The sequence below is a fragment of the Gracilibacillus sp. JCM 18860 genome, assembly GCF_055395245.1.
The window spans coordinates 154217-166360 of sequence record NZ_AP043868.1; the positions used below are offsets into that span (position 1 = coordinate 154217).

The 12144-nt window shown below is 34.4% G+C and carries 16 protein-coding genes; 9 read left to right on the top strand and 7 right to left on the bottom strand.

The window, feature by feature from the left end; all coding sequences use genetic code 11:
• The first annotated feature begins 71 nt into the window (after positions 1–71).
• Complete coding sequence (locus tag ACZ5R4_RS00825) at positions 72–929, top strand: polysaccharide deacetylase family protein (protein WP_109984516.1); 858 nt, start codon at positions 72–74, stop codon at positions 927–929.
• 44 nt (positions 930–973) lie between these two features.
• On the opposite strand, the gene ACZ5R4_RS00830 is transcribed toward ACZ5R4_RS00825, so the two are convergent.
• Positions 974–2446 carry an aminotransferase class I/II-fold pyridoxal phosphate-dependent enzyme gene (locus ACZ5R4_RS00830; RefSeq protein WP_054788639.1) on the bottom strand — a complete coding sequence of 491 codons (1473 nt, stop codon included), beginning with the start codon at positions 2444–2446 and terminating at the stop codon, positions 974–976.
• Positions 2447–2586: 140 nt separating this feature from the next.
• Between ACZ5R4_RS00830 and ACZ5R4_RS00835 the strand changes: the two genes are divergently transcribed.
• A complete protein-coding gene (locus ACZ5R4_RS00835) occupies positions 2587–2856 on the top strand; it encodes a UPF0223 family protein (protein ID WP_054787620.1) in 270 nt (89 codons plus the stop codon).
• Here ACZ5R4_RS00835 and ACZ5R4_RS00840 read toward each other — a convergent pair.
• Positions 2851–3468, bottom strand: a complete 618-nt coding sequence (locus ACZ5R4_RS00840) for a DUF1054 domain-containing protein (RefSeq protein ID WP_054859570.1) — start codon at positions 3466–3468, stop codon at positions 2851–2853. The genes ACZ5R4_RS00835 and ACZ5R4_RS00840 overlap by 6 nt on opposite strands.
• Positions 3469–3612: 144 nt before the next feature.
• Here ACZ5R4_RS00840 and ACZ5R4_RS00845 point away from each other — a divergent pair, with 144 nt between their 5' ends.
• Positions 3613–4416 carry an inositol monophosphatase family protein gene (locus ACZ5R4_RS00845; RefSeq protein ID WP_109984515.1) on the top strand — a complete coding sequence of 268 codons (804 nt, stop codon included), beginning with the start codon at positions 3613–3615 and terminating at the stop codon, positions 4414–4416.
• Positions 4417–4489: 73 nt separating this feature from the next.
• Here ACZ5R4_RS00845 and ACZ5R4_RS00850 read toward each other — a convergent pair whose 3' ends face one another.
• Positions 4490–4663, bottom strand: a complete 174-nt coding sequence (locus ACZ5R4_RS00850; RefSeq protein WP_245902313.1) for a DUF5325 family protein — start codon at positions 4661–4663, stop codon at positions 4490–4492.
• A 99-nt stretch (positions 4664–4762) separates the two neighbouring features.
• Here ACZ5R4_RS00850 and ACZ5R4_RS00855 point away from each other — a divergent pair, with 99 nt between their 5' ends.
• A complete protein-coding gene (locus ACZ5R4_RS00855) occupies positions 4763–5140 on the top strand; it encodes a YlaH-like family protein (RefSeq protein ID WP_109984514.1) in 378 nt (125 codons plus the stop codon).
• 69 nt (positions 5141–5209) lie between these two features.
• Here ACZ5R4_RS00855 and ACZ5R4_RS00860 read toward each other — a convergent pair whose 3' ends face one another.
• Entirely contained in the window at positions 5210–5416 is a 207-nt protein-coding gene (locus ACZ5R4_RS00860; RefSeq protein ID WP_109984513.1) for a YlaI family protein, read from the bottom strand.
• 131 nt (positions 5417–5547) lie between these two features.
• Between ACZ5R4_RS00860 and ACZ5R4_RS00865 the strand changes: the two genes are divergently transcribed.
• A complete protein-coding gene (locus ACZ5R4_RS00865; RefSeq protein WP_109984512.1) occupies positions 5548–5799 on the top strand; it encodes a hypothetical protein in 252 nt (83 codons plus the stop codon).
• Between the two features lie 23 nt (positions 5800–5822).
• Here ACZ5R4_RS00865 and ACZ5R4_RS00870 read toward each other — a convergent pair whose 3' ends face one another.
• Positions 5823–6413: a YhcN/YlaJ family sporulation lipoprotein gene (locus ACZ5R4_RS00870; protein WP_109984511.1), complete on the bottom strand. Its 591-nt coding sequence runs from the start codon at positions 6411–6413 to the stop codon at positions 5823–5825.
• Between the two features lie 128 nt (positions 6414–6541).
• On the bottom strand, positions 6542–7003 hold the full coding sequence (locus ACZ5R4_RS00875) for a hypothetical protein (protein ID WP_109984510.1): 462 nt from the start codon (positions 7001–7003) through the stop codon (positions 6542–6544).
• 161 nt (positions 7004–7164) lie between these two features.
• Between ACZ5R4_RS00875 and ACZ5R4_RS00880 the strand changes: the two genes are divergently transcribed.
• Positions 7165–7446 (top strand): Fpa/YlaN family protein, encoded by a 282-nt coding sequence (locus ACZ5R4_RS00880; RefSeq protein WP_054859567.1) that lies wholly within the window; start codon positions 7165–7167, stop codon positions 7444–7446.
• 112 nt (positions 7447–7558) lie between these two features.
• Positions 7559–8791: an FtsW/RodA/SpoVE family cell cycle protein gene (locus ACZ5R4_RS00885; RefSeq protein WP_109984509.1), complete on the top strand. Its 1233-nt coding sequence runs from the start codon at positions 7559–7561 to the stop codon at positions 8789–8791.
• On the opposite strand, the gene ACZ5R4_RS00890 is transcribed toward ACZ5R4_RS00885, so the two are convergent.
• Positions 8788–9702, bottom strand: coding sequence for a COX15/CtaA family protein (locus ACZ5R4_RS00890; protein ID WP_281269922.1), 915 nt, complete (start codon positions 9700–9702; stop codon positions 8788–8790). The two genes, ACZ5R4_RS00885 and ACZ5R4_RS00890, sit on opposite strands and share 4 nt — an antisense overlap.
• 360 nt (positions 9703–10062) lie before the next feature.
• Here ACZ5R4_RS00890 and cyoE point away from each other — a divergent pair, with 360 nt between their 5' ends.
• Together cyoE and coxB are read left to right on the top strand one after the other, a co-directional pair.
• The gene (gene cyoE / locus ACZ5R4_RS00895; RefSeq protein WP_109984508.1) at positions 10063–10998 is read left to right on the top strand and encodes a heme o synthase; all 936 of its coding nucleotides are present in this window, start codon (positions 10063–10065) and stop codon (positions 10996–10998) included.
• A gap of 89 nt (positions 10999–11087) precedes the next feature.
• On the top strand, positions 11088–12143 hold the full coding sequence (coxB, locus tag ACZ5R4_RS00900) for a cytochrome c oxidase subunit II (RefSeq protein ID WP_464367967.1): 1056 nt from the start codon (positions 11088–11090) through the stop codon (positions 12141–12143).
• Position 12144 lies beyond the last annotated feature (1 nt).

The window sequence follows — 12144 nt, forward strand, 5'->3', positions numbered from 1 at the left end:
GGATAAGAGTCTGCCTAGCAGACTCTTTTTTCTAGTCGTTTATGTAAATTGTTGTAAAGTGAGGGATCTTTATGAAAAAGGGAATCTTTTTAGCTATAATCGTATTTGTTTTGATGCTTCTTTGTAGCTGTAGTAATGAAAATAAATCGTCTGAAAAGGAACAAGATAATATAGCTTCTTCAAACGAAGAGGTAATGGATAAAACAGAAGAAAACAACAAAGATGAACAGGATCCACCTGTAAAGTCAGATTCTGCTCAGGACTCAGTAGAAGAGTCTAATCACCTTGTTCAAAAAGAACCACTATACATAATAAATGATGTTTGGTTTCTAGAGCCAATTAAGGAAGGAACAAACGAAAAGGTCGTTCTTTTGACGATTGATGATGCACCAGATGACCATGCACTAGAAATGGCAAAAACCTTAAGTGAATTAGAAGCACCTGCGATTTTTTTTGTGAATGGCCATTTCCTTGAAACAGAAAAGAAAAAGAATACTTTAAAACAAATTCACGAGATGGGATTCGCAATTGGGAATCACACGTTTAATCATCAAAATTTAACAGAAGTAGATGAAGAAATACAAAGAGAAGAAATATTATCACTCAATGCTCTAATTAATGAAATTATTGGAGAAAAACCACAATTTTTCCGAGCGCCAAATGGTGCCAACACAGACTTTGTGAAGAACTTAGTTGAAAAAGAAGGAATGCTTTTAATGAACTGGAGCTATGGATATGATTGGGTAAGTGAATACCAGTCAAAGCAGGCAATAACAGAGATTATGTTAAATGCTCCAGAGTTAAGAAATGGTGCAAATCTATTAATGCATGACAGACCTTGGACTTCCGAAGCACTCGCTGATATTGTAAAAGGCTTAAGGGATAAAGGATATGAAATAGCTGATCCTGCCACTATAAAAACTCCTTAACGTCCTATCACTTCATAAATCAAGAGCTGTAGAAAACTACAGCTCTATTTAAATGCTTTATGCTCTTTTAAAACTCTTATCATTTGCAAGCTTTCGTCCTGAAGACCTTGAACAGGTAAATTCGACTGTAAATTATGATAAATATATTGTAGGTTTTCTTCAGATATAATTTCACCAGGTATAAATATAGGTATTCCTGGAGGATATATCATAATCGATTCAGCACTGATTCTACCAGCGGAGTTCTTCAAAGGTATGACTTCATATTCCGCATAAAACGCCTCTCTAGGACTTACTGCTAAAATTGGAATATCGGGAACTTGTGCTTTTACAGTTGTATCGTTTGCTGAAGAATAATGTGTGTCCACTAAATGATTTAAAGCTGAAAGAAGGTACTTCATATCCTCTAGGTTGTCAGCAGGTGTAATAATACACAAAAGATTGTACATATCCGATAATTCCACTTCGATTTGATAATTCAAGCGTAGCCATATCTCTGCTTCATGCCCAGTAATTCCTAAATTTTTGACAGAGATAATAATCTTGGTTGGATCGTAATCAAAGGTCGCCTCTGTTCCAAGTAAGTCACTGCCAGGGCAATAGAGAGTAGGTATCTTATTTATTTCCTTTCTAAGATATCTGGCATTTTCGATTGTTTCAGATAATAAAGACATCCCATTTTGTACTAAGTACCTACGGGCAATATCTAATGAAGCAAGCAATATATAGGAAGTGGAAGTGGTAGTGAGCATAGACATGACTGTTTGGACTCTTTCATGATTAATCAAACCATCCTTCACATTTAAGACAGAGCTTTGTGTTAAAGATCCACCTAATTTATGGACACTTGTTGCTGCCATATCTGCTCCTGCTTGCATTGCCGATAATGGAAGCCTTTCATGAAAATGAATATGCACCCCATGTGCTTCATCTACTAGTACAGGGATCTGGTATTGATGGACAATTTCTACGATTTTTTTTAGGTCAGCAGCAATGCCGAAATAAGTTGGATTAATTACTAATACAGCCTTTGCGTCTGGGTGTGCTTCTAATGCATTTTGAACAGCGTTCGGTGTGATCCCGTGTGAAATTCCTAATTTATGGTCAAGCTCGGGATGAATAAATATCGGTACAGCTCCAGAAAATATAATAGCAGAAGAAACGGACTTATGAATATTTCTTGGTACTATGATCTTATCACCAGGCAAACAAACACTCATAATCATCGTCATAATAGCACCACTTGTACCTTGTACAGAAAAATAAGTATGATCCGCTCCGAAAGCTTCTGCAGCTAACTCTTGTGCCTCTTTTATAATATGACGAGGATGATGTAGGTCATCTAATGGCTCAATATTTATTAAATCAAGTGATAACGTATTCTCACCCAGGAATTTGCGAAATTTGGGATCCATCCCTTTTCCTTGTTTATGACCTGGGATATGAAAAGCGCGTGGATTTTTCTCTATATGTGCTTTTAAACCACTGAATAGTGGTGTTTCATTTTGGGTTAACATCTATGATTGTTGCTCCTTTTACACGGAAAAATAATAAAACAAAATGTATTATAGCAAATTGATCGTGCAATAGCTAGCTTTTATGATAAATTTATGAATTATGCTAAAATAGGAATAGATATAGTTAAAGAGGTGTTTTTATGAATTATAGTTATCCACTTAATGAAAGTTGGTCAACAGAGGAAATTATTGATGTTGTTAATTATTATTCCATTATTGAAAAAGTCTATGAAAAAGGTGTAGCGAAACAGGATTTGATGCTTGCTTATCATCGCTTTAAACAAATTGTTCCATCAAAATCGGAAGAGAAGCAATTAGATCGACAATTTGAAAAGCAATCAGGTTATGTCCCGTTTCGCGTCATAAAAAAGGCGAAGACATTGGAGCAGCATGAGATCGTTAATTTATAGCAGAGATGACTTGTATAGCGGAGCTAATGTTTGAATAATGTCTTTCACTTCTTGAATAAATACCTTTCCGTCTCTTAAAATCGGGTCATCTGCTTTAAATTGTCGTCCAATTAAAAATTCACCTTTTTTCACATTCTGAAATCTTTGCAGGGCCTTTTCTAAATTTATGTGTTTTAATGATTCTGCTTTGTTTTCCATGTGGTCGAGAGAGACTTGGTAATCTACTGGTACGGTGCTTTTTATATCATCTATTTCATCCAAAAATTTCTTGGCAATTTCACTTTTGTGTGGTAATTCATAGATATAGGCTAACCAAACAAAAACATGATCATGCCACAATCCAACTTGAAAATGTGGGTGTTTTTTGTAGCCTCTCTTATTATGTGCATAAGCTGACCAAGTGTCTTTTGGCGGATTAACTGTTCTACGAGCATGTCGGGCTATATGAAGGTACATATCTTGGCCAACCGCTTCTTCTAGGTCAGAAATAATTTCTTCACTGATCTGTTTGAATTTCGGTTGAATTCGCTTTTGGATGGCTTCCATTCTTTCATCTAGTCCCTCTATTGTAAATGTATCAAAATCCTTTGCTTCGAAACCTGAAAAAGTCATATCTGTCACCTTCCTGATTAATTTAACATAATTATAATTTTATATTAATTCTAATTTGATTGCAACTAATACTGTTCTATTTTCAATTTTTCTGAATTTTTGCTAAAATAGAAGCTACTGATATTTTGGAACGGAGGAAATGCAATGAATGATGCCATCCGAGAAGAGCTACTAATCAATACAAAGAAATGGATATACCAAGCTGGAGATAACATTCGTGAACAAATGGAGCAAGCCTTCAAAATCGATACAAAATCAAATGCAAATGATCTCGTAACAGATGTTGATAGAGCTACTGAGCAATTTTTTGTGGAGAACATAAAAGCCAATTACCCAGATCATAAGTTAATAGGAGAAGAGGGTTATGGTGATAAGGTGGAATCACTTGATGGCATTGTATGGATTATAGATCCAATTGATGGCACGATGAATTTTGTTCACCAAAAAAGAAATTTTGCTATTTCTATTGGGATTTATCATGACGGTATTGGTGAAATTGGTCTCATTTATAATGTAATGGATGATGTGCTTTATACCGCTGTTAAAGGACAAGGGGCTTACCGAAATGATACTAGACTAAAACCGCTGAATGATGAGGTTCGTTTAGAAACAAGTATTATTGCCATGAACAGTATAATAGCTTGTGAAAATAAACGCATCAATGAAAAGAAAATACAACAGCTGATTATTGATAGTAGGGGAACGAGATCCTATGGTTCAGCGGCGCTAGAGTTTGCTTTTCTTGCAGAAGGGATTATAGATGCATATTTAACGATGCAGCTCGCGCCTTGGGATTTTGCAGCAGGATTTATCTTAGTTAATGAGGTAGGTGGCATTACCGTTCAGGCAAACGGTAATCCAATAGATTTACTGCATAATAATACAATTTTAACCTGTAATAAACAGATATACGAACGTTTGATGAATGATTACATTGAATTAAAATAAGGCAAATTATATTGTACATAAAGAATTCGAATTAGATCATATCCTGATGAACTAATTCGAATTTTCTTTAACTTTAAGCATTTGTTTTTTTCTTTTGGGCTATACCATATCCCATTAGCAAAAAGCCGAGAATAATGGATCCAACAATAACCCAAATATTTCTTAGGGCAATTCCAACCCCTGCTGCAGAGAAAGATAGGATAACAAATATTGCTAAAAATAATTTTGACCATTGAATCGTAGACAATTTCGACACACCAACCTTAACAATATTCTCATTTTACTAGCATATCATATTCTTATTTAGTATGATAGAGATTATGGAGAGAAATAATGGAGGTTAACAATGAAGACGGATATGGTTATCGAAGTACCTAACAATCTTTGGCCAATTGCAGACTTTTTTATGAGAGATTTAGGGACAGAAGTAAATATGGCCAATGATGAAGAGATGGGCCTTTTAATTAGAGGATTTTTCTTTTTATACTTAACTGTTGTCGTATTCGCAATTATTGCATATAAGTTCGGATTTGCGAAGAAACTATCACCTTTAAAATCATTGATCATTTATATACTACTGTTTATTGGAATGTTCTTCTTAACGCTGATCTTTGGTCTTAATTTACCATTAGCAGAAAGTTTATTTATAATAGCGATTGTGATGGGAGTTTATCGTTTAAGACTCCATCAAGAGCGGAAACATCAACCACAAAATGATCATTAATCCATCTTAATGTACGACTTGAAAAAGCCTGGGACTCCCAGGCTTTTTCTATTTTAGCTATAGCTATCTTTAAGAGAGAAATTCATCCTTTACCTTTTTATTTTGGTATAGACGAAAATTTCCTGATTGTTTTCTTGTTTTTGTCTTTTTTGTAATTCGCTCATGACATGATGGGCACATATACGTATGAATTAATCTATTTCTAAGCTTTTTTGCTTGTGGGCAGTCATTATCGATTCGATTGATTTTATCACAGATGACACATTTTACCCTCATTCAATCACCTCTGGTCACTTTTATAAAACTTTCTTTTTTTATTGTAACATATTTTGTCAGACCTAAAATGTTTTAGTTAGTTTTGATAGGGTATATAACTTATAACAGAAGGTAAGGAGAGGGTGAGAGAAATGAATAAAAAAATCACAAGTGCACTCGGTGGAGCAGCTGTTGTCACATTATCCTATGCGTTGATGGGAAAATCGAGAAGGGCTCAAATAAAAAATAAATTCCAAAAAATATCTGATTCTCTAAGAAAGAAGGATACAGATTTGCCGATTAATTCTGCAGGACATCCAGAGGATTCTAGCTTAGAAAATGCAGAAATGGTTTCTGAAGGTTCCCAATATGGTGTAAACTATTACAATAAAGCAAAACAATAAGAAAGGAAAAAGGATCGTTAGCATTAACGATCCTTTTGATGATTAGATTGCTCATCTGTAATATTTTCTAATTCCTGATCTTTTTCTTCGTCCATTTTTTGCTTATTTTGATCTATTTTTTCGGACTGTTTTTCGTTCAATGGAATTTCAGGAATTAATCGACCAGTAATATTGGATAATTCCTCAGTAATTGCCTCAATTGGATGGCCCTGCTGTATTTTATCTCCAATTCCTTTCAATCTTTCATGCATATCTGGATCTGCAACAATAATGGCATTTTCTCCGTATGGATCATGCTGTATAGCTTCTAGCACCGAAAATTTAATGGAACCTACCTCGGAGCGATCAAGGTCTTCATTTACGTCAATACTTATGATTACGCCGCGATTAGTGATGAGTGCTGTTGCGTCATTGACATCGGGCACTTGACTTGCCACATTTGCTAGGTATTTCGCTTTATCTTGGTTACTCATATTTTCTTGTTGAGCTGGATCAGAATTTTGTAGCTGTACCGTTCCTAAATCATTTTGTTCATTCGTTTGACTTTCCTGTTGTTGCTGACCACAGGCTACCATAAAAAATAAAACGAAAGCAATTGTTATATATTTCACCATAAAAAATAACCTCCTCTTTATATGAATATTTTTCGTTTTATGTTTGAAAATATACATACACTTTTAGAGAAGGTTGTCAGATGATAATGGCTTTTTAGTTAAAAGCTGTAGATACGTTATATTAAATATTATAGTATGTGGATGACTTTAAGTCCTTTTATGGGAGCCTCTTGATTAGACCCATCACCGAATAGGAAATAGGCAGGTCCATTTTCTTTAATTTGTTTACCTTCGATCGAGAATAGAAGCAAGCCAGAATTCAATTGATCAATCGTAATATCGATGACTTCTTCTGATGTTTCTAATTGAACAGATTCAGTTTCCTCATTTATTTCTGCATTACCAATAAAATCGTATATTGGCATTACATAAGATCTATGTAATAATTCATCTTTATTATATTTCTTAATACTATTGTGCACTTGTGGCTTGACTCGATTACTATCTTGTCCAGAAAATTCTTCCTCATTTTTTTCTATAACCTTATCCTTGAACGCATCTTCTAACAGAATTTTTCGATCATCAAAAATCCAAACACTAGGGTCCAATGTAATTGGATATTTTACATTTCCCTTAATTTGTATAATCAAATTTATCACCCCTATATAAGAATAGCAGAGTGGAATAAAAAATGCATGAATGTGAATTAATAGAATAGAATATTAGTAAACAACCTTGTATTATCTTGCAATTTTCCTTTATTCACGATAATATAAAGTATAGAAGTAAGTTTTTGACGGAGGGGATTTTTTTGATACCTGATGTGGCGGTTAGTAAAGAAGAGCAGGCATATGCACTTCTAAAGGCTGATGCAGATAAAATTTTACAGTTGATCAAAGTTCAAATAGATAATTTAACGATGCCGCAATGTCCTCTATACGAAGAAGTATTAGATACACAAATGTTTGGTTTGTCTAGAGAAATTGATTTTGCCGTTAGACTTAATCTAATAGATGAAAAAGACGGAAAAGAATTGCTTGAGAATCTAGAGAGACAATTGAATGTATTGCATGAAGCATCACAAAAAGTATAATATTTTTAATTAGGAACTTTGCCATATTGGCAAGGTTTTTATATTTTATGATAGAATAGAGTATGTAGTAAATCAGTAGACTACTATATTTAAAATATAAGAGGTATTCATTATGAAGCCAAAACGGAAAACTTTTGATTTTATCTTAATGTTACCACCCCTATTGTTAGCTGGATTTGGAATAGTGATGGTATATAGTGCGAGTATGGTAACTTCTTATTTAGAGGGAGAGCCAGCTTATGAATTAATGCTAAAACAAGCAATGTGGTTTGTAATTGGATTAGCAGGATTTCTATTTGCCTGTTTTTTTAATTATAAATTTTACCATAAGCTGACTAAATGGATTGTTTTATTATTGATTATTTCTTTATTCGCAGTACTTTTGTTTGGTGCGACTGTTAATAACGCAAAATCATGGATATATATCGGTTCATTTTCTATTCAGCCATCCGAATTTGTTAAAATTGGCATCATTATCTATCTTGCATCTGTTTACACGAAAAAACAAGAGCAGGAATACATAGGTGATTTTTTTAAAGGGGTTTTACCACCTCTTATTATTACTAGTTTATTAGTTGGGCTAGTAGTGCTTCAGCCAGATATCGGTACAGGTGCGATCATATTCGCCATTGCTTGTTCCGTTATTTTTAGTTCAGGGATTAAATTTCGCCATCTGTTTGTCTTAATTTCCATAGGATTTACAGTTTTAATTGCGCTTGGAATCCATATGTTAACAGATGAAAAAATATCACGATTTACCGGAGCCTACCAACCATTTGCCGATCCAGATCATGGTGGATACCAGCTCATTCAATCCTATATCGCGATAGCTACTGGTGGGATTTCAGGTTCTGGAATAGGACAAGGTATTCAGAAGCTAGGATATTTAACTCAAGCGGAAAGTGATTTTATCATGGCGGTCATCGCCGAAGAGCTAGGTTTATTTGGAGTATTATTTGTAGTAGTGAACATAGCTATCATTGTACTAAGAGGACTGTTTATTGCAAAGCAATGTGAAAACAGGTTTGGAGCTCTGATAGCAATTGGTATTTCATCCATGTTCGCCATTCAATCCATTATAAATTTAGGAGCAATAAGTGGATTATTACCAATTACTGGAGTGCCATTACCATTTGTTAGTTATGGTGGAACATCATTGGTTGTATCATTATTTTCGGTTGGTATTCTAAACAATATAGCAAGACATGTAAACTATAACCGAAATCTTAAGGAATTGACAACAGAAGAAGAAAAACAACCATCTGCTAATCCTTTTAAAACGAAAAATAAAAGAAAAATAGCTCAATCTACGAGAAGAATCAATACAAAAAAGGCAAGACCTTAATTGGTCTCGCCTTTTTTTGTGCTTCTGTAAGATAGAAGTAGATAGTAACACAAAAATCCAAAGTATAAAGTAATTACTAGAGCATGTAAGAGAGCAATCATAAGGTTAGCTCTTGTAAAAATAACGAATGCACCAAGCAATACTTGAAAAGTGATGAATGTAGTCTGAATGATCCATCCTTGCTTCATTACTTTAAAATCTGAATATTTTTTCAAAATAGAAAATAATAATACCCAAGTCCAAATAAACGCAACCCCAGCTAACACACGATGAATCATTTGTGCCCATTGACCAAGGTGATAATCAATGGAAAAGGGAGTGCTGTTGTCACAAAATGGCCAGCTCGGGCATGCTAGACTTGAGTCTAAATGTCTTACTAGTGCCCCTGTGTATACAACAATTAGAATATAGATAGTTAAATATAGAAACTGACGTCTAAAAACTGGTGTTATATGTAACGAATCCGCATCAAATTTTTGATCAATTTCAAAAATTAAACATGTCAGAAGTAAGACAGCAGCAAAGGATATTAGTGATATTCCAAAGTGTAATGCTAGGACAAAATCCGATTGAGGCCAAAGGACAGCAGCGGCACCAATTAACCCTTGAAGTACTAAAAAGAAAAAGGATATGAAGGCTAAAAATTTCGTTTCACGAATGTGTCCGTAAAATTTCCAAGACAAAATCGATAAAGCTAATACCAATATTCCAGCAAGCCCTGAAACTAGTCGGTGACTTAATTCAATGAACATTTCTTTCGACCATTCCCCATAACAAAATGGCCAATTCGCCCCACAGCCCATTCCTGATTCTGTTTTCGTAACTAATGCCCCACCTACTAATACGAAAATCATACATAATGTAGTAATAATAGATAAAACTTTTAATGACTTAATCATTTGTTTACTCATAAATTCACTCTTTCCAATCTCCTGTGCATGGATTATAATGGCATCATAGCATAATGATACAAAAAATGACATAAAATTCTTGCAAAGTCTTTAAAGATTATGCTAGTAATTATATAGTGTGTGAGATTATGTTGTAACTCACCATTTTCCTATAGTAAACCCTGTCATGAATCATTATTATATCAAATAATGATATAGATTTGTTCATGGTTAGGAGGAAACTGTTAAAGTTCACAAAAATGTCATAATTACAATGGAAAATGAAAGTTAAATAGCACACTGATTAAATCCGTGATACAATATCATTGGATATAATTGATTATTTTTGTTTTGTAATGGTAGAAAGGAGGGAATACTATAATGGATAAGATGGAGTTATCGACAAATGATTCCGTATTTGTAACAAAGTCTAGTGAGTATATTTTTAAATGGTCTGATCTCAAAGCTTTATTAAAAATAGGCATAATAAATTCTAATACGTTGACTGCATTTGCTGGATTTTGGCTAGCTCTCTATTATACTGGAACCTCCTTAAAGACGAATTGGCATCTACTGTTAGTTTGTGTGATTGGAACAGCTTTTGTGATAGCTGGTGGCTGTGTTTTAAATAACTATTATGACCGTGATATTGATCGGGTGATGGCTCGTACAAAAAATAGGCCGACTGTTACTGGCACTGTTTCTTTACAGCATGTATTAATATTAGGAACAGCTTTTTCTCTAATAGGACTATTAACATTATCGCTAGCATCCTTTCAGGCCGCGCTTTATGGTTTTATTGGATGGTTTAGTTATGTTATCTTGTATACGATGTGGTCCAAGAGGAAATATACCATTAATACAGCGATAGGAAGCCTTTCTGGTGCCGTACCCCCATTAATTGGTTGGGCATGTGTGGAACCTAATTTGCATCCAGTTGCTTGGATTTTATTTTTATTAGTATTTATATGGCAGACACCACATTTTCTAGCTATCGCAATGAAAAAGGTGGATGATTATCGAAGCGCAAACATCCCTATGCTCCCAGTAGTTCATGGATTTGCGATCACGAAACGACAGATGATACTATATGTAACCTGCTTACTACCAATTCCATTTTTTCTACATGGTATTGGTTATATGTTTGTCATTCTTGCAGCATTGCTAACGATAGGCTGGTTTTTGTTATCTGTAAAAGGCTTTTTTGTGAAAGATGACAAAAAATGGGCAAATCAGATGTTTGTCTATTCATTGATTTATCTTACGGTAATGTTTCTATCATTGATACTATTCACATTGCCAAATAATTTATTGTAAATCACAATTTATTGTCAGTAGAACTTGATTTTTATCAAGTTTTTCTAAATAATAATTTAGTATGTATCTATAGAAAGAGAGGTATAAAGATGAAAGAATGGATGGGAAAAATCCGAACTCTGTCCTTGTTTTCATTGATGGTGTTAGTTCTTTCGGCTTGTGGTAAAGATAATTTAACTGCATTGATGCCAAAAGGATACGGGGCAGAGGAATCATTTAAAGTCATTATTATTTCTACTTTAGTGATGATTGTAGTATTTTTAATCGTTATGATTATCTACGTATACGTCATCATGAAGTTCCGTCAGAAAAAGGGTGAGGAAAACAAAATTCCAAAACAAGTCGAAGGTAACAAAACACTTGAGATTGTTTGGACAACAATTCCGATCTTACTATTGCTCATAATTGCAGTACCGACTATAGCCGTTACATATGACTTAGCTGACGAGTCAAAAAAAGAGGATAGCATTAATATTAATGTTACGGGGAGTCAATTCTGGTGGCATTTTGAGTATGCAGAGGAACAAATTCAAACAAGTCAGGATTTGTATATCCCTGTTGGAGAAAAAGTTTATTTGAATATGCTATCAAGTGATGTGATTCACTCATTTTGGGTGCCTGCACTTTCTGGTAAGATGGATGTAAACCCTGACAATGAGAACACCATGTATATTGAAGCGAATGAAGAGGGCGTTTATTGGGGGAAATGTGCGGAATTCTGTGGAGATTCTCACTCATTAATGGATTTCAAAATTGTTGCAGTAAGTCAAGATGAATATGATCAATGGGTGGAGGATATGCAAAATGTAGACCCAGAAGCAACCCCTGAATCTACGACAGCTCAAGAAGGAAAGGCGCTTTTTGAACAAAGTTGTTTATCCTGTCATGCACTTGACAATACTCCATCAGTAGGACCTAATTTGTCCAATTTTGGTGACCGATCTATGGTAGCTGGAGTATTAGAGCATACTAAAGAGGAGTTAGTCGGATGGATTCTAGATCCAGCAGAAAAGAAACCTGGAAACGGAATGCTTGAAGCACCTTATTTAAATGAAGATACAATTGGTGAAGAAGAGGCAGAAAAGATTGCGGATTATTTAATGCAATTAAAGCCTTCTGAAATTACTCCAGAAAGCGCAAAATAAA